This window comes from Burkholderia sp. THE68 (genome assembly GCF_009938265.1).
Taxonomy (GTDB): Bacteria; Pseudomonadota; Gammaproteobacteria; order Burkholderiales; family Burkholderiaceae; genus Caballeronia.
In genome coordinates this window covers 1,189,289-1,211,309 of sequence record NZ_AP022316.1, presented here as the reverse complement: position 1 = coordinate 1,211,309, position 22,021 = coordinate 1,189,289, and the positions used below count along the sequence as shown (strand labels likewise).

The following is a 22,021-nucleotide window of genomic DNA, read 5'->3' as shown; positions in this document are numbered from 1 at the left end:
GACATCTTCCTAGTCGAGCGTGCGCCGGTAGAAGCGCAATGCAATGCACATGACGATGACGGTGAAAAGCGCCATCGGCCAGACCGAAGGCCACAGGTCCGCCCAGCCGTTGCCCTTGAGCAGAATGCCGCGAATCAGGCGATTGAAATAAGTGAGCGGCAGCAGATTGCCGATGAACTGCGCCCAGCCGGGCATGCCCGCAAACGGAAACATGAAGCCCGACAGAAGGATGTTGGGCAAAAAATAGAACATGGTCAGCTGCATGGCCTGAAGCTGGTTCTGCGCGAGCGATGACAACGTGATGCCCACCGTCAGATTCGCGGCGATGAACAGCAGCGCGGCGAGATAGATCGCGAGCGGATTGCCGACGAACGGCACATGAAACACGAAGCGAGTGGCCGCGAGAATGATCGACGCCTGAATGAGGCCGATGAACACGTACGGCACGATCTTGCCCGTCATCACTTCGAGCGGGAGAACGGGCGTGGCGAGCAGGTTCTCCATCGTGCCGCGCTCGCGTTCGCGTGTCATCGCGAGGCCGGTCATCATGACTAGCGTCATCGTGAGGATCACGCCCATCAGACCGGGCACGACGTTGTATTGCGTGATGCCTTCCGGGTTGTAGAGGTTGTGGACCTGCACGTCGAAAGGGGCGGGCGTCGCGTTCAAATGCGCGAGCGGACCGGTCATGTCCTTGCTGGCGACCGACTGCACGAGTCCGGTCAGTGAATTGCTCGCCTTGCTGACCGCGTTCGGATCGGTGGCGTCCGCTTCGACGAGCAGCGCGGGCCGCTCGCCGCGCAACAGCTTGCGCGAGAAATCGGCGGGAATGTCGAGCACGAAGAGCACGCGGCCCTGCGCGAGCGCGCGGCGCCCCGCTGCATCGTCGGGAAGTGTTTCGACGATGTCGAAATACTCGGAGTGCGTCATCGCCGCGATGAAGCTGCGCGAGAACGGACTCTGATCGCCGATGATGACAGCCGTCGGCAAATGCTTCGGGTCCGTGTTGATCGCATAGCCGAACAGCGCGAGCTGCACGATCGGCAAGCCGACGATCATGCCGAACGTGATGCGGTCGCGCCGCAATTGCAGAAACTCCTTGGTGACGATGCTCCACCAGCGCGTGAAGGAGAAGCGCGTGAAGACCGCCAGAAAGCCGCTCACGCTCATGATGTCACCTTGAAGTTATCGGTGGCGCGGCTCATCAGATAGATGAAGACATCTTCGAGCCCGGTGTCGATGCGTGCGGCGCGCGTTGCGCCGTCCCTGGTCGCATCGCGCACGGCCTGTTCGAGCGCGGCATGATCGCTGCCGCTCACGTGCAGGGCCGAGCCGAACACGACCGTCTGATCGACGCCCGGCGTCTTGCGCAAGCGCTCCGACAGCGCACTTAGATGCTCGCCCTGAATGGTCCACGTGGAGAGGTTCTGCGATGCGATCACTTCGCTCGCGGTGCCTTGTGCCAGCAGCTTGCCGTAAGCGATATACGCGAGCTTGTGACAGCGCTCGGCCTCATCCATGTAATGCGTGCTGACGAGCACGGAGATACCTTTCGCGGCGAGACGATGCAGCTCTTCCCAGAAGTCGCGGCGCGCGGTGGGATCGACGCCGGCGGTGGGTTCGTCGAGCAACAGCAGTTTCGGCTCGTGGAGCATGCAGGCGGCGAGGGCGAGGCGTTGCTTCCATCCGCCCGAGAGCGAGCCCGTCAGTTGATTCGCGCGGCTTTGCAGGCCGAGCGCTTCGAGCGCGCCATCCACGGCCTCGCGGCGATTCGCCATCTGATAGATGCGTGCGACGAAATCGAGGTTCTCGCGGATCGTCAGATCTTCCCAGTACGAGAAGCGCTGCGTCATATAGCCGACGTTGCGCTTGATCTCTTCGCTCTCGCGCACGATGTCGTAACCCAGACAGGTGCCGCTGCCGGAATCCGGCGTGAGCAGTCCGCACATCAGGCGAATCGATGTTGTCTTGCCGCTGCCGTTCGGACCGAGAAAGCCGAAGATCTCGCCGCGCGCGACCTGCAAGGACACGTCGTTGACGACGTGCTTGTCGCCGAAATGCTTGTTGAGTTTGTGCACGTCGATGACGTAGGGCGTTTCCTGTGCGTTCATTGCAACCTCACCGCGACGGGTTGGCCGGGATGAAGCTTCGCCGCGTCACTTGCCTGAGGATGGGCCTCGACCATGAACACGAGTTTCGAACGGCTTTCGTTGCTGTAGATGACCGGTGGCGTGTATTCCGCCTGATTGGACACGTAGGTGATTTTCGCGGGTACGTCTTCCGCGCAGCCGTCGCAATGAATCGATACCGCGCGGCCCGTCGCGAGGCTGCCGACCACGTTCTCAGGCACGAAGAAGCGAACCTTCACGTTCTGCGGCGGCAGCATCTGCACGACAGGATTGCCCGCCTGCACCCATTCTCCGACGCGATAGAGCGTGTCGTACACGAGTCCGTCCGCGGGCGCGGCCACGCGCTTCTGATCGACTTTCCATTGCGCCTGTGCGACGAACGCCTGCGCGGCCGCCACTTGCGCGCGCTGCGCGGCGATCTGTTGCGGCCGGCCCGGCAAGCGTGCGATATCGACCTGCTCGCCGAGATCGCGCACTTGCGCGGCGGCGGCATCGGCGTTCGCGCGGGAGTCGTCGAGTTGCCCTTTGGCGATGCCGCCCGCGCTGAATTGCGCTTCGTCGCGGCTCAGTTGCAACGCGGCCTTGCGCGCGTTCGCGCGCGCCTGCGCGAGTTGTGCACGCACCGAAGCGACCTCTGGAGCGCGCTTCCCCGTGAGGATGTCTTCGAGTTGCGACTGGGCGGCCGTGAGCTGGCGCTGGGCCTGATCGAGCGCTGCCGTTTCATCGACGGATTCGAGCGCGAAGGTGCCCGCGCCCGCTTTCACTGTTTGCCCGCGCGCGACGGATAGCGCCGTGAGCTTGCCCGATTGCGACGAACCCAAGTAGACGAATTCGCCCTCGACATAACCCTGATAGTTATCGCGATCCTGGTGCGAGCACGCCGCGAGACTCGCGGCGAATAGCAAGCAGAAAGTTATGCCGGTGACGCGGCTCATGACGTGCTCCGAAAATAAGCGTTTTGTGTTTCTTGGTTGGTGTACCAAACAATACGTGAACCGGGACGTCGATGTCAAGCGGAGCGCACGTTTGTCGCACACGTCCTGCGTTTGAAGAGAAGCATAGGAGAGAGAACGACGGCCGCGAGGTGATCAGGGCGATAAAGACAGACGAATCACGCCGGGTAAAAATTCGGACTCGTATCGCGGTAAGAGTAAAAATGACCGACGTAAAGGCGGGCATTACATCTGCTTCGCCGATTGCGACATGAGGCGAATGCGATATGGACGATCTTTTGAAAATTGCGCAGGACTGCGGCTTTTCGGTGGTACTCGAAGGCCGGATCGGAACTCAGGAATACAACAGCGTGAGCGGCCCGTTGCAGGCGCTGGAAAAATTTGCGGAAGTCATCCGCGATACGGCGTTACAAGAACAACCGCCGCACGATGAATGACGCACTCCGCCCCGGTTTGCATCGGGGCGGAGTGCGCGCTCTCAGTTGGCGGACGTGACAGGTGCGACGGCAGCCGGATCGGTTATGCTCGGCCGCCCGGTTTCGATATGACCCGCGATGCGGCGCGAGAAGCTCGCGTCGTCGCGGTCACTTGCCGTCACGTCATACCAGTGATGGCTGGCCGCGAGATTCCAGGTTTCCTCGACCGTTGCGCCCGGCGGCACATTCACCTGACGCGCGTGTGCACCGTATGCGTTATCGACCACGGATAGCCTTGCATGCGCATTGCCGTCGTTGACGAAGCGAAGCACGAGGTTGCCGTTCGCGATGTCGTAGTGCGCCTTGACTTCCGCTTGCGCGTTGCGCTCGGCGTGCTTGTCCGTCGCGCGCGTGACGCTGCCGGCATAGTTGCGTAGGAAACCATTCGGTCCGTACACCGTGAAGGCATAGACGCCGTTGGTGTTGACGAGATCGAACGTTTCGCGCACGGACTTTCCTGCTTCGACGGTGTAGCGCCACGGACCATCGCTGCGATTGCCCGAATACACGTAGAAGTGCGCGCCCTGACGGCCCGTGTTCGCGAACTCGATGACAAACTGATTCTGCTTGCTTTTCGCGTGGCCGTTCACGTGCAACTCGTAAGGCAATGCGCGGGCGAAACGTGGCCCGGATTCCTGAGCGTCGATCGGCGCGGGCGTCGTGGGGACGGTCGGCGGCGGTTGCGTCGAGCACTGGTTGTCCGCGATCGTGCGGTAATTGCTCGTGTCCGGGAGCGTCGGCATGCGTGAATCGGTGGTGCGGAAATCGAATGCCGCGGTCAGGTCCCCGCACACCGAACGACGCCACGGCGTGATGTTCGGTTCCATCACGTTGAAGCGTGCTTCGATGAAGCGGATCACCGACGTGTGATCGAAGACCTGCGAGCACACGAAGCCGCCTTTCGTCCACGGCGACACGATCGTCATCGGCACGCGCGGCCCGAGACCATAAGGCAGATTGTCGACGGTATAGCTGCCGCCGCGCGCCGGATTCACGATGTTGTGTATTTCGCCGTCGGTCGTGACGGTCGATAGGCCTTGCGCGCGCGAGGTCGGCGGCTGCGGCGGCACGACATGATCGAAGAATCCGTCGTTCTCGTCGTACATGATGAAGAGCACGGTCTTGCTCCACACCTCGGGATTCGAAGTCAACGCGTCGAGCACTTGCGACGTGTATTCCGCGCCATAGGCCGGCGTGTATTTCGGATGCTCGGAAAACGCTGCGGGCGGGCACAGCCACGACACTTGCGGCAAGCGGTTCGCGAGCACGTCGGCCTTCAGATCGTCGATCGTGCGCACGGTCTGCGCGCGCTCATGGAGCGGCGTGCTGGGCTTCGCATTGATGAAGTTCGTGAAGTTCTGCAGGATGTTGGTGCCGTAGTTGCCATTGAGCGGATCGTCGCCCGTCAGCCCTTGCTGATAGATCTGCCATGAAACGCCGGCTTCCTGAAGCCGTTCCGGATAGGTGGTCCACGACAGCAATTGATAATTCGGCGGGCCGTCGCCATCCACGAAATCGTTGTTGTCGAGAAGCGGGCCGCCCTTCGTGCCCGTCGGGTCGACCATGCCCGTCATGAGATAGGCGCGATTGGGGTGTGTCGGTCCGGGCAGCGAGCAGAAGTAGGCATCGCAGACGGTGAATGCATCGGCCAGCGCATAGTGAAACGGAATATCGCTGCGCAGATGGTAGCCCATCGTCATGTCGGTCTTGTTCGCGCACCACTGATCGTAACGGCCCGCATCGATTGCAGCGTGCGTCTTGTACCAAGAGTGGTCCAGATCGCCGACACATTGCGCGCTCGTCGTCGAGGTGTCGAGATGAAACGGCAAAACGGGCTTCGTCGGGTCCGCTTTCGACGGCTGGAACCATACGGGCTTGCCGTTCGGAAGCGGGATCGGAAAGCGATCGTTATAGCCGCGCACGCCGCGCAAGTGGCCGAAGTAGTGATCGAAGGAGCGGTTCTCCTGCATGAACACGACGATATGTTCGACATCCTGAATGCTTCCGTTGCGCGAGGCGGCCGGAACCGCCAGTGCGCGACGGATCGAATCGGGAAAGGCGGTGAGCGCTGCGGCGGCACCCGCCGATTGGGCGACGGTTTGCAGGAAACGGCGACGGCTAGGCGAGGTCATCGGTTATTTTCCTTCTGCTTGGGGGAAAAGCGGTAGTCAGCGATGCGTGCTGTCATCGGAGTCCGGCGCATGACTCAGGACGGGCGTGACCTGGCGGCTGTCGGCGTCCAGGCTCGCCTGTGCGCTTGCAACCGGGTCGCTGGCGAATACGGGCAATGCCGCGTCCGTAGCGGCGCTATCGGACGCGGCATTCGCATTCGGCGATGGGATGGGCGTTGCGTTGTCGCCGGGACCACAGGCAGAGAGCGACAGCAACAACGCGGAGATCAGGACTGAACGACACAGCATGAGCGGGTTCCTCTGGCGTACGCATGCGATGATGAATGCGGACGCCAGTGTGCTGATGCTGCGCGAAAGTTTTGTGAAACGTTTGCGTGAGATGCGGGTAACAGGTGCTTTCTTTTGCCTTCTATCGACGGGTTTTAGTTAGATAGATGAAAGAAAGTTATCTGATCGAGAAGAAGTGCGCCAAATAGTTCGGATCGCGAATTAAAGTCAAAGATAGCCTCCCTCCGGCGCTTCGTGAGGAAGCATCCATCCAAAGAAGACCTGCGCATCGGTGAGCTTGCCGTTCTGAATGGTGAGAATCTCGGTGTTGCGAAATGCGCTGCCATCCTTCATGCGCAAATCATAGGTCACGAACACATGTTCTCCATCGCGTACGAGATGAACGAATCTGAAGTCGTCCGTCACCTGCGAATTCGGCCAGCATCGTGAGAAGTAGGTCGCGCGGTCGAGCCGGTTGTCGCGCGGACTCGTGAAGTGAAAATCGTCGGCGATGAGGGCTTCGATCGTGTCGCGATCCTTCGCGACATACGCCTCGTAGACGCGCCTCGCGACTTCGATCGAATCGACATGCTGAACAGGGGTGGTCATCAGGTATCTCCTTTGCTAAGGGTGCGCGCCTTCGTGCGCTGCAACTGTTCCGACGAGCAAGCACTCGCAGGATCGACGCCAAATGAGCCATTCAATGTATCCAGATGTAACGTGAAAGCGCGATCGGCTTTGCGCGCCCTTCGCATTCGAATTACATTGCGATATCCGCGTGACTCGAATTCACATCGATAAAAAAAGGAGACGCTCTGATGAAGGTAACGAAGAGACAACGCTTGCTCGCGCTCATGTTTGGCGCGTCGATAGCCGGGACGCTGTCAGCGCAAGTCGCGCGGGCGGAAGCACCGGTCGTTGAAACGATCGCCGTGGCGGGGCTTGCGCAGCCATCGGATATTCTGATCGATCGCTGGGGCGTGCCGCATATCTTCGCGGCGAATGACAGCGATGCCTTCTTCGTGCAGGGCTTCAATGCGGCGCGTGATCGTCTGTTCCAGATCGATCTCTGGCGCAGGCGCGGACTCGGTGAACTCTCGGAAGTATTCGGTCCCGCATACATCGAACAGGACAAGGCGACGCGGCTCTTTCTGTATCGCGGCGACATGGCGACCGAATGGCAACGCTACGGTCCCGATGCAAAGCCCGCGGCGACGCGTTTTGCTGAAGGCGTGAATGCGTATATCGGCTGGCTTGCGGCACATCCCGATCGCATGCCCTATGAATTCCGCAAGATCGGCTATTGGCCGGCGAAGTGGAATGCGGATGACATCGTACGCATCCGCAGCCACGGTCTCACCAGAAATCTGACGAGCGAGGTGGCGCGGGCGCGCGTGGCGTGCCGGAGTTCGCTCGATGCGGATTCGGTGCGTTTCGGCCTGCAGCCGCAATGGAAGGCGCAGATGCCTGCTGGCCTCGATCCCTGCCTTCCGGACGACGTCCTCAAGGTCTTCACGCTTGCGACGCAAGGCGTGCGTGTGACCAGGGAGTCGATGAAGAGTGCCGATGCATCCACGACGATGATCGCCGCCGCAGAGAATCCCGAGGAAGTCACCGAAGGCAGTAACAATTGGGTGATCGCGCCATCGAAGTCGACGACGGGGCGCGCGATCATGGCGAACGATCCGCATCGCGCGTATGCGGCGCCGAGCCTGCGCTACATCCAGCAGATCAGCACGCCGACGCTGAACATCATCGGCGCGGGTGAACCTTCCGCGCCGGGCATTTCGATCGGGCACAACGGTTCGATTGCTTATGGCCTCACGATCTTCAACATCGATCAGGAAGATCTCTATGTGTACGAGTTGAATCCGGCGAATCCCCGGCAGTATCGCTATAAGGGTAAGTGGGAGCCGATGCGTGTCGTGCGCGAGCAGATCGCCGTGCGCAATGGATCGCCCGTCACCGCCGATCTGCTTTTCACGCGTCATGGTCCGGTGATCTATACGGAAGAGGGCAAGCATCGCGCATTCGCCGTGCGAACGGCGTGGCTGTCGCCCGGCATGTCGCCTTATTTCGATTCGATGCGCTACATGCGCGCGAAGAACTACGCGCAATTCAAGGCTTCGCTTGCGACATGGGGCGCGCCGACCGTCAATCAGGTATACGCGGACACGGAAGGCAATATCGGTTGGGTGCCGAGCGGACTCGCGCCGATTCGCCCGAACTGGGATGGCCTCATGCCCGTGCCCGGCGATGGCCGCTATGAATGGGCGGGCTTCTGGCCGCGCGATGCGATGCCTTCGGTCTATAACCCGGCGCAGGGTTACTTCACCACGTCGAATGAAATGAATCTGCCGGCGGGTTATCCGTACGCGCAACGCAAGCTCGGTTTCGAATGGACCAACGGGTCGCGCCATCAACGTATCGATGAGGTTTTGAAGTCGCTTCCGAAAGTCTCGATCGAAGACTCGGAGCGTTTGCAAAACGATATCGTGTCGATTCCCGCGCGCAGGCTCGTTGCATTGCTCGCGCCGCTTTCCAGCGATGACGAAGACACGCGCGCCGCGCTCGCGATGCTGAACGGATGGGATGCACACATGGGCGCGGATTCGCCGCAAGCGGCGCTCGAAGAAGTGTGGCTCTCGCGGCATCTCGGCCGCACGTTCAAGGATGCGGTGCTGCCGAAGGACGCGGCGGCGTCGTTCGGCGCGCCCGACACGGCCGTGATGCTCGATACGCTGGAACATCCGGAGACGCGCTTCGGTGATGACGCGCAAGCCAGACGCGACGCCGTGCTGCTTTCGAGCCTGCACGATGCTTATGAAGAGATGCGGCATCTGCAAGGCGCGGACGCAAGCAAGTGGCAATGGGGCAAGCTGCAGACGAACCTGAACGCGCATCCGCTCGCGGATGCCGTCGATGCGGACATGCGCGCGAAACTCAATGTCGGACCGATAGGAAAGGGAGGCAGCGCCTATACGCCGAATCAGTCAACGTACCGTGCGAGCGATTTCCGCGAGACCAATGGGCCGTCGTTTCGCGTGGTCGTGGATGTCGGCAACTGGGACGACTCGCGCGCGGTGAATCTTCCCGGCGAGTCCGGCGACCCGGATAGCCCGCATTATCGCGATCTCGCGCAGATGTGGCTCGATGGGCAGTACTTCCCGCTGCTCTATTCGCGCTCGGCTGTCGAGGCGGCGACGGAAAAGCGCGTGCATCTCGTGCCGGACTCACATTGAGCGCGCGTTTCCCAGGCGACATTGTTGCGAGATAGGCAAGGCATCTTCAACGCAAGCGGCGATGATCTTCGCGCCGCCTTGCGTCACAATCCAAATGCGGTGGACGGGCGCTGGCTGGCGCCTCGCCGGACTCCTCATCCGGTTCGTCCTCCGCGCTTTTCTCGTCTGTCCCCCTCCTGATGTTCTTTCGACGGCCTTCGTGCTTTGTCGTGGGAATAGATTGGCCCATGTATGGGTTAACCAATCGAAGCCTCTACGCTTGAAACCTAGGTCGCGTGAGTCGAAGCCGCGCAAGGGCCCTGTGCGTTCGATGAGGTTCGTGGATCGCGTGCGATCCGGTCAACCTATATCCGTCGGAGTGTGAACATCATGAACGCCATTGCCAAAATCGTCGTGTCTCTCGCCGTGGTCGCGGCCCCCACGCTTGTTTTCGCGCAGGATCAGAATGGTCCGCTGACTCGTGCGCAGGTGAAGGCCGAGCTCGTGCAGTTGGAGCAAGCCGGATATTCGCCTGCCATGGGTGAGCAAGCCAACTATCCCGCGGACATCCAGGCGGCGGAAGCGAAGGTCGCTGCGCAACAGAACGCGAATGAAGCGAACGAGGCTTACGGGGGCACGCACGCGGGCGGGGCGGCATCGGGTTCCGGCCCGATGCATACGCCAATGTCGATGAAGCATGGTTCGATGTCGGATTCGGATTGCGTCGGCCCCGCGGGATTCTGCAGGCCGTTTTTCGGAAGCTGACTTGTCGCCGGCTTTTATCGGACGCGAGGAGATTGGTCAAGACTTCTCGCGTTCGCAGGCCTTGTGCGAGTCCAGAAAAATATTTTGCGCAGGGGGCTTGCGATGACATCATCGGCCCGTCATAATCTCGTTCTCTGCTGCTGATGCAGCGACGCAAGACGGAAGTTGATGTGATTCTTGCGATGTGCTCTTTAAAAACTAACAGCCGATAAGTGTGGGCGCTTGATAGCGAGTGCGGTTTCAGTCTTTCGGGGCTGAAGCGATAGCAAAAGTATCAAGAGTCTCACGCGAAGTATCAGAGGAAGGTTTATCTGTCGAGAGATGGATTAATCATCGTCAGTACGTTGAGTGAGCGACCGGTTCTTAACGGAACCGAAAAACAGTAACAGGTTTGAACTGAAGAGTTTGATCCTGGCTCAGATTGAACGCTGGCGGCATGCCTTACACATGCAAGTCGAACGGCAGCACGGGGGCAACCCTGGTGGCGAGTGGCGAACGGGTGAGTAATACATCGGAACGTGTCCTGTAGTGGGGGATAGCCCGGCGAAAGCCGGATTAATACCGCATACGATCTACGGAAGAAAGCGGGGGATCCTTCGGGACCTCGCGCTATAGGGGCGGCCGATGGCAGATTAGCTAGTTGGTGGGGTAAAGGCCTACCAAGGCGACGATCTGTAGCTGGTCTGAGAGGACGACCAGCCACACTGGGACTGAGACACGGCCCAGACTCCTACGGGAGGCAGCAGTGGGGAATTTTGGACAATGGGGGCAACCCTGATCCAGCAATGCCGCGTGTGTGAAGAAGGCCTTCGGGTTGTAAAGCACTTTTGTCCGGAAAGAAAACCATCGCCCTAATATGGTGGTGGGATGACGGTACCGGAAGAATAAGCACCGGCTAACTACGTGCCAGCAGCCGCGGTAATACGTAGGGTGCGAGCGTTAATCGGAATTACTGGGCGTAAAGCGTGCGCAGGCGGTCTGTTAAGACCGATGTGAAATCCCCGGGCTTAACCTGGGAACTGCATTGGTGACTGGCAGGCTTTGAGTGTGGCAGAGGGGGGTAGAATTCCACGTGTAGCAGTGAAATGCGTAGAGATGTGGAGGAATACCGATGGCGAAGGCAGCCCCCTGGGCCAACACTGACGCTCATGCACGAAAGCGTGGGGAGCAAACAGGATTAGATACCCTGGTAGTCCACGCCCTAAACGATGTCAACTAGTTGTTGGGGATTCATTTCCTTAGTAACGTAGCTAACGCGTGAAGTTGACCGCCTGGGGAGTACGGTCGCAAGATTAAAACTCAAAGGAATTGACGGGGACCCGCACAAGCGGTGGATGATGTGGATTAATTCGATGCAACGCGAAAAACCTTACCTACCCTTGACATGGTCGGAATCCCGCTGAGAGGTGGGAGTGCTCGAAAGAGAACCGGCGCACAGGTGCTGCATGGCTGTCGTCAGCTCGTGTCGTGAGATGTTGGGTTAAGTCCCGCAACGAGCGCAACCCTTGTCCTTAGTTGCTACGCAAGAGCACTCTAAGGAGACTGCCGGTGACAAACCGGAGGAAGGTGGGGATGACGTCAAGTCCTCATGGCCCTTATGGGTAGGGCTTCACACGTCATACAATGGTCGGAACAGAGGGTTGCCAAGCCGCGAGGTGGAGCCAATCCCAGAAAACCGATCGTAGTCCGGATCGCAGTCTGCAACTCGACTGCGTGAAGCTGGAATCGCTAGTAATCGCGGATCAGCATGCCGCGGTGAATACGTTCCCGGGTCTTGTACACACCGCCCGTCACACCATGGGAGTGGGTTTCACCAGAAGTAGGTAGCCTAACCGCAAGGAGGGCGCTTACCACGGTGGGATTCATGACTGGGGTGAAGTCGTAACAAGGTAGCCGTATCGGAAGGTGCGGCTGGATCACCTCCTTTCTCGAGCTTCGCACTTCAACATTGAGCGCTCACGCTTATCGGCTGTAAGAAAGACAGGCTAAGGGTCTGTAGCTCAGTCGGTTAGAGCACCGTCTTGATAAGGCGGGGGTCGTTGGTTCGAATCCAACCAGACCCACCACCCGAGAGAGGCGTGCTGATGAGAGGCAACTCGTAGTCAGGCCACGGAAGGGGGATTAGCTCAGCTGGGAGAGCACCTGCTTTGCAAGCAGGGGGTCGTCGGTTCGATCCCGTCATCCTCCACCAAGTCCTCAATGCCAAGTGTTTGCTGCAAGCACTTGGCATTGGCGACTATAGCCAGTTGATGCTGCAAGCAGTGCAACACGCTTGTCGGCTAAACGTTCTTTAACAATCTGGAAGAAGTAGTAAAGAGAGTTGCTGAAAGCACTTAGAGATGGGTGTGAGTAAGCGCTCAGGGTAGTGATTGTATCAAGTATGAAAAGGTGATCGAAAGATTGCTTTGGAATACGGCACAACGCGAATACTCAGCCTATAGCGAAATGAGTCGTCCCCTTGCGGGGATGAGATCAGAGTAAGCGCTAAAGCGCTAACTCTGATCGCTCAGACACACTCGTTATAGGGTCAAGCGAACAAGTGCATGTGGTGGATGCCTTGGCGATCACAGGCGATGAAGGACGCGGTAGCCTGCGAAAAGCTACGGGGAGCTGGCAAACGAGCTTTGATCCGTAGATGTCCGAATGGGGAAACCCGGCCCGTATGGGTCATCCTAAGCTGAATACATAGGCTTAGTGAAGCGAACGCGGTGAACTGAAACATCTAAGTAACCGCAGGAAAAGAAATCAACCGAGATTCCCAGAGTAGTGGCGAGCGAAATGGGATCAGCCTGTACTCTTTATTTGACTTATTAGCCGAACGCTCTGGAAAGTGCGGCCCTAGCAGGTGATAGCCCTGTAGGCGAAAATAGGTTGAAAGAACTAGGTGTACGACAAGTAGGGCGGGACACGTGAAATCCTGTCTGAAGATGGGGGGACCATCCTCCAAGGCTAAATACTCGTGATCGACCGATAGTGAACCAGTACCGTGAGGGAAAGGCGAAAAGAACCCCGGGAGGGGAGTGAAATAGATCCTGAAACCGCATGCATACAAACAGTCGGAGCCTGGAAACGGGTGACGGCGTACCTTTTGTATAATGGGTCAGCGACTTACGTTCAGTAGCGAGCTTAACTGATTAAGGCAGGCGTAGCGAAAGCGAGTCCGAATAGGGCGATCAGTTGCTGGGCGTAGACCCGAAACCAAGTGATCTATCCATGGCCAGGTTGAAGGTGCGGTAACACGTACTGGAGGACCGAACCCACTAACGTTGAAAAGTTAGGGGATGAGCTGTGGATAGGGGTGAAAGGCTAAACAAACTTGGAAATAGCTGGTTCTCTCCGAAAACTATTTAGGTAGTGCCTCGTGTATCACCTTCGGGGGTAGAGCACTGTCATGGTTGTGGGGTCCATTGCGGATTACTACGCCATAGCAAACTCCGAATACCGAAGAGTGCAATCACGGGAGACAGACATCGGGTGCTAACGTCCGGTGTCAAGAGGGAAACAACCCAGACCGCCAGCTAAGGTCCCAAAGATTGGCTAAGTGGGAAACGAAGTGGGAAGGCTAAAACAGTCAGGAGGTTGGCTTAGAAGCAGCCACCCTTTAAAGAAAGCGTAATAGCTCACTGATCGAGTCGTCCTGCGCGGAAGATGTAACGGGGCTCAAGCCAGTCACCGAAGCTGCGGATACACGTTGAAAGATACGTGTGTGGTAGGAGAGCGTTCCGTAAGCCTGCGAAGGTGCGTTGAAAAGCGTGCTGGAGGTATCGGAAGTGCGAATGCTGACATGAGTAGCGATAAAGGGGGTGAAAAGCCCCCTCGCCGTAAGCCCAAGGTTTCCTACGCAACGTTCATCGGCGTAGGGTGAGTCGGCCCCTAAGGCGAGGCAGAAATGCGTAGCTGATGGGAAGCAGGTCAATATTCCTGCACCATTGTTAGATGCGATGGGGGGACGGATCGCGGAAGGTTGTCCGGGTGTTGGACGTCCCGGTCGCTGCATTGGAGAAGGCGCTTAGGCAAATCCGGGCGCGTAATTCAAGGGTGTGGCGCGAGCTTCTTAGGAAGCGAAGCAATTGGAAGTGGTTCCAAGAAAAGCCTCTAAGCTTCAGTCTAATAGTGACCGTACCGCAAACCGACACAGGTGGGCGAGATGAGTATTCTAAGGCGCTTGAGAGAACTCGGGAGAAGGAACTCGGCAAATTGGTACCGTAACTTCGGGATAAGGTACGCCCTTGTAGCTTGACTGGCCTGCGCCAGGAGGGTGAAAGGGTTGCAATAAACTGGTGGCTGCGACTGTTTAATAAAAACACAGCACTCTGCAAACACGAAAGTGGACGTATAGGGTGTGACGCCTGCCCGGTGCCGGAAGATTAAATGATGGGGTGCAAGCTCTTGATTGAAGTCCCGGTAAACGGCGGCCGTAACTATAACGGTCCTAAGGTAGCGAAATTCCTTGTCGGGTAAGTTCCGACCTGCACGAATGGCGTAACGATGGCCACACTGTCTCCTCCCGAGACTCAGCGAAGTTGAAGTGTTTGTGATGATGCAATCTCCCCGCGGCTAGACGGAAAGACCCCATGAACCTTTACTGTAGCTTTGCATTGGACTTTGAACCGATCTGTGTAGGATAGGTGGGAGGCTATGAAGCGTGAACGCTAGTTTGCGTGGAGCCGTCCTTGAAATACCACCCTGGTTTGTTTGAGGTTCTAACCTTGGTCCATGATCTGGATCGGGGACAGTGCATGGTAGGCAGTTTGACTGGGGCGGTCTCCTCCCAAAGTGTAACGGAGGAGTACGAAGGTACGCTAGGTACGGTCGGAAATCGTGCTGATAGTGCAATGGCATAAGCGTGCTTAACTGCGAGACCGACAAGTCGAGCAGGTGCGAAAGCAGGTCATAGTGATCCGGTGGTTCTGTATGGAAGGGCCATCGCTCAACGGATAAAAGGTACTCTGGGGATAACAGGCTGATACCGCCCAAGAGTTCATATCGACGGCGGTGTTTGGCACCTCGATGTCGGCTCATCTCATCCTGGGGCTGTAGCCGGTCCCAAGGGTATGGCTGTTCGCCATTTAAAGAGGTACGTGAGCTGGGTTTAAAACGTCGTGAGACAGTTTGGTCCCTATCTGCCGTGGGCGTTGGATATTTGAAGGGGGCTGCTCCTAGTACGAGAGGACCGGAGTGGACGAACCTCTGGTGTACCGGTTGTCACGCCAGTGGCATCGCCGGGTAGCTATGTTCGGAAGAGATAACCGCTGAAAGCATCTAAGCGGGAAACTCGCCTTAAGATGAGATATCCCCGGGGCTTCGAGCCCCTTGAAGGGTCGTTCCAGACCAGGACGTTGATAGGTCAGGTGTGTAAGTGCAGTAATGCATTGAGCTAACTGATACTAATTGCCCGTAAGGCTTGATCCTATAACCAGTGTGTTTGTTGCCTCCTCAGGAGCCCGCACTGGCGAGTCACAGCGTGTGCGACAATCGCCACCCGAATTCTTTACCGCTTCTTCCCGGATTGGTTGTGTTGACCACGTCAACTCAACAACAAGTCATGCCTGATGACCATAGCGAGTCGGTCCCACCCCTTCCCATCCCGAACAGGACCGTGAAACGACTCCACGCCGATGATAGTGCGGATACCCGTGTGAAAGTAGGTAATCGTCAGGCTCCTCATGCCGAAAACAAAAACCCCACCCCGCAAAGGTGGGGTTTTTGCGTTTCTGGCGGCGATTTGCACGCGATAGTCCGTTCCGACACCATCCCCTCTCCGAATACGCGATTTCTGTCGGTAGAATGGCGTCGAAAGGTTGTATCCGTCATGCCGACCCTTCCCGGAGCGCACATGAGAACGAGCCTGTTGATTGCCGCCGTCAGCGCCGCATTGCTTGTCGCGGCGTGTGGCAAGAAAAACGACGCAAGCGAGTCCAGCCTGGGCGACGCGATTTCCGCCGACATGAAAACCAACCGCGGCCTGCTATGCCTGAATCGCAGCGGCCGTGGGCCGTACGCGTTTCCATCGGCTTATAGCAGCCGGGACCTCAACGAGTATTCGGCCGCCGCGCTGCGCGAGCAGCTCGCCGCGCTCGAGAAGACCGGGCTCATCGCTCGCGCCGCGCCGACGCCGGCGAACGCGAACGCCAAGCAGAACGGCATCGCGTATAGCCTGACGGGCGAGGGGCAGAAGTACGCGGTCGAAACCACTCGGCCCGCTGGCGACCCCAACGCCACCAATGACCCACGCGCCTGGATGATCTGCTACGCGCATGTCAAGCTGGACAAGGTCGTAGGCTGGACCGAGCCCGACCCCACCGCGCACCGCTCGGATGTCACCTATACCTACAAGCTCGAAAACGTCGCGCCCTGGATGGACGATCGCGACATCAAGCGCGCCTTTCCCGACGTGACCGCCGCCGATCGCGAAGCCGGCGAAACGAAGCTGCACATCATTCTGGAGCAGCGTCAGGACGGTTGGGTACGGGTCGACTGAAACCGCCCACTCGATACCGAACTTCGACGCATGGCCAACTCCGCTTTCGATCCCTCCGCTGGGCCGCCGCGCATGTCCGACGTCGCGCGCCTCGCCGGCGTATCGAAGATGACGGTGTCGCGCGTGCTCGCCGGCCACAGCGTCGCGCTGGCGACGCGCGAGCGCGTGCAAAAGGCGATCGACGAGCTCGGCTACGTCGCCGATGCCGCGGCCGGGGCGTTGTCGTCGGGGCGATCGGAATTCGTCGCCGTGCTGGTGCCGTCGCTCGCGAGCTCCAACTTTTCGGACACGGTGCGGGGCCTTTCCGCATCGCTCGAGCCGCACGGCCTGCAACTCCTGATCGGCGACACGGACTACCATCTCGATCGCGAGGAGCGGCTCGTGCGCTCGATGCTGCGTCATCAGCCGCGCTGTATCGCGCTGACCGGCTCGCGTCATACCGAAGCGACGTGCACGCTGCTGCGTCGCGCGGGCGTGCCGGTGGTGGAGATGTGGGACTCGCCGTCAGATCCGATCGATACCGCCGTCGGTTTCTCCAATGTCAGCGCAGCGAAAGAAATGGTGCGTTATCTGGCGAATCAAGGCCACGAGCGCATCGGTTTTCTCGGCGGAGCGAGCGAACTGGACCGTCGCGGTCTGGATCGCCTGAAAGGCTTCCGCGCGCAGATGAAGGCACTCGGCTTCGACGACGAACGCATCATTCGTCTGGGCGATTCGCCGATCACGATGAGCCACGGCGCCCCGGCGATGGCCGCGCTGCTCGAAACCTGGCCCGACACGCAGGCTGTGATGTGCGTGAGCGACATGTCCGCGTTCGGCGCGATAATGGAATGTCACCGGCGCGGCCTCGCGGTGCCTGACGATATCGCCGTTGCGGGCTTCGGCAACTTCGAGGTCGCCGCGTGCTGCACGCCATCGATCACGACGGTCTCCGTCGACGCATACGGCATCGGCCTGCGCACCGGCGAGACCTTGCTCGCCGCACTGGAGGCGCACGAGCAGGGCATCGTCAGACCGGCAGGCAAGCGCGTGCGCGTCGGGTATTCCGTCTTGCCTCGCGAGAGCGCCTGAGCCGGGCAAGCCGTGAAGGGCGTGCTAACATTGCCCGAAATGTTACCGGTAACGTCACTACAAACAGCGGCGTCGGCGATCGTGCCGAACGACTGTGTATCACGGAGAGACAATCCCATGTCCCAACACAATCCCAAGCGTCTGCGCAGCCAGGAATGGTTCGACGATCCCTCGCATGCCGACATGACCGCGCTATACGTCGAGCGCTTCATGAACTACGGCCTCACGCGCGAGGAGCTGCAGTCGGGCCGCCCGATCATCGGCATTGCGCAGACGGGCAGCGACCTCGCGCCGTGCAATCGCCATCACATCGAACTCGCTGCGCGCACGAAGGCGGGCATTCGCGACGCCGGCGGCATCCCGATGGAGTTCCCCGTTCATCCGCTCGCGGAGCAGAGCCGCCGCCCGACCGCGGCACTCGATCGCAATCTCGCGTATCTCGGCCTCGTCGAAATCCTGCACGGCTTTCCGCTCGATGGCGTCGTGCTCACCACCGGTTGCGACAAGACCACGCCCGCCTGCCTGATGGCGGCCGCGACCGTCGATATGCCCGCCATCGTCCTGTCGGGCGGTCCGATGCTCGATGGCTGGCACGAAGGCAAGCGCGTCGGCTCGGGCACGGTGATCTGGCACGCGCGCAATCTGCTCGCGGCGGGCGAGATCGATTACGAAGGCTTCATGCGTCTGACGACCGCATCGTCGCCGTCGATCGGTCATTGCAACACGATGGGCACCGCGCTCTCGATGAACAGTCTCGCCGAAGCGCTCGGCATGTCGCTGCCGACATGCGCGAGCATTCCCGCCGCGTATCGCGAGCGCGGGCAGATGGCGTATGCGACTGGCAAGCGCATCGTCGAGATGGTTCGCGAAGAGTTGAAGCCGTCGACGATCATGACGCGCGACGCGTTCATCAACGCGATCGTGGTGGCGTCCGCGCTCGGCGCGTCGACCAACTGCCCGCCGCATCTGATTGCGATCGCGCGGCACATGGGCATCGAACTGAGTCTCCACGACTGGCAGATCCACGGCGAGCAAGTGCCGCTCATCGTGAATTGCATGCCGGCGGGTGAATATCTCGGCGAGAGTTTCCATCGCTCGGGCGGCGTACCCGCGGTAATCCGCCAACTCGACGAGGCCGGACTCATCAGACGCGACTGTCTGACCGTATCGGGCCGCACGATCGGCGAGATCGCGCACGATGCCCCCGCCGCCGACAACGAAGTCATCCGCACCGCCAGCGATCCCTTGAAGCACGGCGCGGGCTTCATGGTCCTGTCGGGCAATTTCTTCGATAGCGCGATCATGAAGATGTCGGTCGTCGGCGACGCATTCAGGAAGACCTATCTCAGCGAGCCAGGCGCGGAAAATACCTTCGAAGCGCGCGCGATCGTCTTCGACGGTCCCGAGGACTATCACGCACGCATCAACGATCCCGCGCTCGAGATCGACGAGCATTGCATTCTCGTCATACGCGGCTGCGGCACCGTGGGTTATCCGGGCAGCGCGGAAGTCGTGAACATGGCGCCGCCCGCGGAGATGATCAAACGCGGCGTCGATTCGCTGCCCTGCATGGGCGATGGACGGCAAAGCGGCACGTCCGCGAGTCCGTCGATTCTCAACATGTCGCCGGAAGCGGCGGTGGGCGGCGGTCTCGCGCTGCTGCGCACGAACGACAGGATTCGTGTCGACCTGAACGCGCGCAGCGTGAACATCCTGCTCGATGAAGCCGAACTCGAAAGCCGCCGCGCGCAATCCGCATTCGCCGCGCCCGCCGCGCAGACGCCGTGGCAGGAGCTGTATCGTCAGACGGTGGGACAGTTGTCGACGGGCGGATGCCTCGAACCCGCGACGCTGTATCTGAAAGTGATCGAAACGCGCGGCAATCCGCGTCATTCACATTGAGCGAGCCGCCATGTCCTACGCCATCTATCCGAGTCTTGCGGGCAAGCATGTCGTCGTGACGGGCGGGGGCAGCGGCATCGGCGCGTCGATCGTCGAGGCCTTCGCGAAGCAGGGCGCGCGCGTGTTTTTCATCGATGTCGCCGAGGCCGATGCGCGTTCGCTCGAACAGTCGCTCGCCGGCGAAAAGCATGCGCCAACGTTCTTGCATTGCGATCTGCGCGATACCGCGGCCATCGAAAAAACGTTCGATGCCATCGCAAACGAGGCCGGCTCCATCGACGTGCTGGTGAACAACGCCGCAAGCGACGACCGCCATCAGTGGGACGGCGTGAGCGCCGCGTATTGGGACGAGCGCATGGCCGTGAACCTGCGGCATCAGTTCTTCTGCGCGCAGGCGGCGGCGCAGCGCATGCGCGCGAACCAGCGCGGCGCGATCGTGAACATGGGCTCGATTTCATGGCATCTCGCGCTGCCGGATCTCACGCTCTACATGACCGCGAAGGCCGCGATCGAAGGGCTCACGCGCGGGCTCGCGCGCGAACTCGGCGCGCACGGGATTCGCGTGAATACGGTGATTCCGGGCGCTGTGCGCACGCCGCGCCAGATGAAGTTATGGCAGTCGCCCGAAAGCGAGGCGCAGGTCCTCGCGCAGCAGTGCCTGCACGAGCGGATCGATCCGGAGCACATCGCGCGCATGGTGCTGTTCCTCGCATCCGACGATGCGGCCCGCTGCACCGCGCGCGATTATTACGTCGATGCGGGGTGGTTCGGCACGTAACGCGTTACGTCACGCAAGCCGGCCGGTTCAGATACGCGCATCGCGCCGGCGCGCCGTTTTCGGTGTCGCCTTGATTGTCGGCATCGTGCCGGTTTCGATGTAGTGCTGCACGGCGTCGGCAGCCTCGTCATAGCCGCGCTCATCGAGCCAATGCCACACTGCCGCGAGAAACAGCCCGAGACTCGCATGACCGCAATGGGCGATGACCTCCGCGATGCCTTCCGCGAGCGCCTCGTTACGGCCCTCGGGACGCATCGCGCTCGCAACATGCGATGCGGCGCGCGATACGAGCATCGCGTGCATCGTATGCAATTGCGGATTGAACGTGCTTATTGCGTTTCTTCTTTGACTGCCGCCCATGGGGCCCCCCGTCTACAGCGTGCTGCGTGCCCGGATGCGATACCCGCATCGAAAAGAAGAGCACGCGCCGCGATTGGTTTTCGAAAGCGCCTTGTTGCGACGCCGGGGTGCGTTTAAGCAAGAAGCGGGCCGAAGCGTTGCCACGGCGTGCAATTATGTCGGCTTCGCCTTGCATGGCGCGGCAGTCCCGGCGTGGACATCGCTCGGACAAATGCGCGTGAAAAGACGGCTCAGCATGCATTTCGTACAATCGGATGTCGCGCGCGGCGCCCAATCCCTCAAAACATGCGCCTGCCATCCTCTTTTTCGATCGATCTGCTCATGCGACAGTCCCGCGCCGCGTTGTGCGCGCTCACGCTGCTTGCGGGCTGCGCGTCGGGTGCGCCCGCACAAAGCGAGGAAGCCGCGTCCGTCGTGCAGTCGCTACTGCCGCAACCGCTGCGCCACGCAAAGCGCACCGCCTCGGGCTATGAGAACAATTACGGGCATTTGCCGCGCGAGTCGTTTCTGAAGTGGCGCTGGGAGCGCTTCACGCAAGGGCTGCCGAAGCCGCCCGCGAATGGCTACGCCTTCCCGATGGCGCACCCCGACATCGCCTGGCTCAAGGCGAATCGCACCGCCGATACCCTCACGTGGATCGGTCATGCGAGCGCGCTGGTGCAGATCGACGGCGTGAACATCCTCACCGATCCGGTGTTTTCCGAGCGCGCATCGCCGCTGTCGTTCGGGGGACCGAAGCGCAAGACGCCGCCCGGCCTCACGCTCGACGAGCTGCCGCACATCGACATCGTGCTGATTTCGCACAATCACTACGATCACCTCGACAAGCCGAGCGTCGAAGCGCTCAACCGGCAAGCGGGCGGCCCGCCGCGTTTTCTCGTGCCGCTCGGCATCATGCAGTGGATGAACGACATTGGCGTGACGAACGTCGAGGAACTCGACTGGAGCGACGAAACCCATGCCGCCGGGCTCGATATCTGGTTCGTGCCGAGCCAGCACTGGTCGGCGCGCACGCCGTTCGATCGCGCGGAAACGCTGTGGGGCGGCTGGGTCGTGAAGACGCCGGCGGGCGCCGCGCATCCGTATTCTTTCTACTTCGCGGGCGACACCGGCTATTCGCCGGATTTCCGCGATATCGGCGCGCGTTTCGGCGGCTTCGATCTCGCGCTCATTCCGATCGGCGCCTACGACCCGCGCTGGTTCATGCACGCGCAACACGTCGACCCGGAAGAAGCGGTGCGCATGTTCCAGGACGTCCGCGCAAAGAAGGCGATCGGCATTCACTGGGGCACGTTCGAACTGACCGACGAGCCGCTCGACGAGCCGCCGCGCCGTCTCGCTGACGCCGTGCGCAGCGCCGGCCTCCCCGCCGACGCGTTCACCGTGCTGAAACACGGCGAAATGATTCAGCTCGACACGCCAAACTCAAGCGCGGCCACAATCGGCCGATAACACGGTCTGGGAGCGCGGCTTTCACGCGCCCGAA

Annotated in this window: 15 protein-coding genes, 2 tRNA genes and 3 rRNA genes; 13 read left to right on the top strand and 7 right to left on the bottom strand. The window is 60.2% G+C overall.

Annotated elements, in window-relative coordinates; genetic code table 11:
* Positions 1 to 9: 9 nt before the first annotated feature.
* From BTHE68_RS19135 to BTHE68_RS19125, 3 genes are read right to left on the bottom strand one after another with little or no spacing between them, the layout of a single operon-like run.
* Complete coding sequence (locus BTHE68_RS19135; protein ID WP_162067823.1) at positions 10 to 1,170, bottom strand: ABC transporter permease; 1,161 nt, start codon at positions 1,168 to 1,170, stop codon at positions 10 to 12.
* Positions 1,167 to 2,111, bottom strand: a complete 945-nt coding sequence (locus tag BTHE68_RS19130; protein WP_162067822.1) for an ABC transporter ATP-binding protein — start codon at positions 2,109 to 2,111, stop codon at positions 1,167 to 1,169. The genes BTHE68_RS19135 and BTHE68_RS19130 overlap by 4 nt, the downstream gene beginning before the upstream one ends.
* A complete protein-coding gene (locus BTHE68_RS19125) occupies positions 2,108 to 3,064 on the bottom strand; it encodes an HlyD family secretion protein (RefSeq protein ID WP_162067821.1) in 957 nt (318 codons plus the stop codon). Before BTHE68_RS19125 ends, BTHE68_RS19130 begins: the two co-directional genes overlap by 4 nt.
* A 284-nt stretch (positions 3,065 to 3,348) precedes the next feature.
* Between BTHE68_RS19125 and BTHE68_RS36650 the strand changes: the two genes are divergently transcribed.
* Complete coding sequence (locus BTHE68_RS36650) at positions 3,349 to 3,519, top strand: hypothetical protein (protein ID WP_174258079.1); 171 nt, start codon at positions 3,349 to 3,351, stop codon at positions 3,517 to 3,519.
* Between the two features lie 41 nt (positions 3,520 to 3,560).
* On the opposite strand, the gene BTHE68_RS19120 is transcribed toward BTHE68_RS36650, so the two are convergent.
* The 3 genes from BTHE68_RS19120 to BTHE68_RS19110 all read right to left on the bottom strand — a co-directional run bounded on the left by BTHE68_RS19120 (position 3,561) and on the right by BTHE68_RS19110 (position 6,566).
* Positions 3,561 to 5,690, bottom strand: a complete 2,130-nt coding sequence (locus tag BTHE68_RS19120; RefSeq protein ID WP_162067820.1) for a phosphocholine-specific phospholipase C — start codon at positions 5,688 to 5,690, stop codon at positions 3,561 to 3,563.
* A gap of 36 nt (positions 5,691 to 5,726) precedes the next feature.
* Positions 5,727 to 5,978, bottom strand: a complete 252-nt coding sequence (locus tag BTHE68_RS19115) for a hypothetical protein (protein ID WP_162067819.1) — start codon at positions 5,976 to 5,978, stop codon at positions 5,727 to 5,729.
* A gap of 207 nt (positions 5,979 to 6,185) precedes the next feature.
* Positions 6,186 to 6,566, bottom strand: coding sequence for a nuclear transport factor 2 family protein (locus tag BTHE68_RS19110; protein ID WP_162067818.1), 381 nt, complete (start codon positions 6,564 to 6,566; stop codon positions 6,186 to 6,188).
* A 209-nt stretch (positions 6,567 to 6,775) separates the two neighbouring features.
* On the opposite strand from BTHE68_RS19110, the gene BTHE68_RS19105 reads away from it, so the two are divergent.
* The 11 genes from BTHE68_RS19105 (at position 6,776) to xylB (ending at position 20,175) form a co-directional block, all read left to right on the top strand.
* On the top strand, positions 6,776 to 9,199 hold the full coding sequence (locus BTHE68_RS19105; RefSeq protein ID WP_162067817.1) for a penicillin acylase family protein: 2,424 nt from the start codon (positions 6,776 to 6,778) through the stop codon (positions 9,197 to 9,199).
* A gap of 369 nt (positions 9,200 to 9,568) precedes the next feature.
* Positions 9,569 to 9,943: a DUF4148 domain-containing protein gene (locus tag BTHE68_RS19100; RefSeq protein ID WP_162067816.1), complete on the top strand. Its 375-nt coding sequence runs from the start codon at positions 9,569 to 9,571 to the stop codon at positions 9,941 to 9,943.
* A gap of 393 nt (positions 9,944 to 10,336) precedes the next feature.
* Positions 10,337 to 11,870, top strand: a 16S ribosomal RNA gene (locus BTHE68_RS19095).
* 62 nt (positions 11,871 to 11,932) lie between these two features.
* Positions 11,933 to 12,009 (top strand) — tRNA-Ile (locus tag BTHE68_RS19090).
* Positions 12,010 to 12,058: 49 nt separating this feature from the next.
* A tRNA-Ala gene (locus tag BTHE68_RS19085) sits at positions 12,059 to 12,134 on the top strand.
* Positions 12,135 to 12,468: 334 nt separating this feature from the next.
* A 23S ribosomal RNA gene (locus BTHE68_RS19080) occupies positions 12,469 to 15,355 on the top strand.
* Between the two features lie 136 nt (positions 15,356 to 15,491).
* A 5S ribosomal RNA gene (gene rrf / locus BTHE68_RS19075) occupies positions 15,492 to 15,604 on the top strand.
* Together the 16S, 23S and 5S rRNA genes with 2 tRNA genes alongside form the textbook arrangement of a ribosomal RNA operon.
* 175 nt (positions 15,605 to 15,779) lie before the next feature.
* Positions 15,780 to 16,424, top strand: coding sequence for an SEN1982 family lipoprotein (locus BTHE68_RS19070; protein WP_162067815.1), 645 nt, complete (start codon positions 15,780 to 15,782; stop codon positions 16,422 to 16,424).
* Positions 16,425 to 16,454: 30 nt separating this feature from the next.
* Entirely contained in the window at positions 16,455 to 17,495 is a 1,041-nt protein-coding gene (locus BTHE68_RS19065) for a LacI family DNA-binding transcriptional regulator (RefSeq protein WP_174258078.1), read from the top strand.
* Positions 17,496 to 17,612: 117 nt separating this feature from the next.
* Positions 17,613 to 19,397, top strand: coding sequence for an IlvD/Edd family dehydratase (locus tag BTHE68_RS19060; RefSeq protein WP_162067814.1), 1,785 nt, complete (start codon positions 17,613 to 17,615; stop codon positions 19,395 to 19,397).
* A gap of 10 nt (positions 19,398 to 19,407) precedes the next feature.
* The gene (gene xylB, locus BTHE68_RS19055) at positions 19,408 to 20,175 is read left to right on the top strand and encodes a D-xylose 1-dehydrogenase (protein WP_162067813.1); all 768 of its coding nucleotides are present in this window, start codon (positions 19,408 to 19,410) and stop codon (positions 20,173 to 20,175) included.
* 27 nt (positions 20,176 to 20,202) lie between these two features.
* Here xylB and BTHE68_RS19050 read toward each other — a convergent pair whose 3' ends face one another.
* A complete protein-coding gene (locus BTHE68_RS19050; protein WP_232077966.1) occupies positions 20,203 to 20,469 on the bottom strand; it encodes a hypothetical protein in 267 nt (88 codons plus the stop codon).
* Between the two features lie 387 nt (positions 20,470 to 20,856).
* Here BTHE68_RS19050 and BTHE68_RS19045 point away from each other — a divergent pair, with 387 nt between their 5' ends.
* Positions 20,857 to 21,987, top strand: coding sequence for an MBL fold metallo-hydrolase (locus BTHE68_RS19045; RefSeq protein ID WP_162067811.1), 1,131 nt, complete (start codon positions 20,857 to 20,859; stop codon positions 21,985 to 21,987).
* Positions 21,988 to 22,021 lie beyond the last annotated feature (34 nt).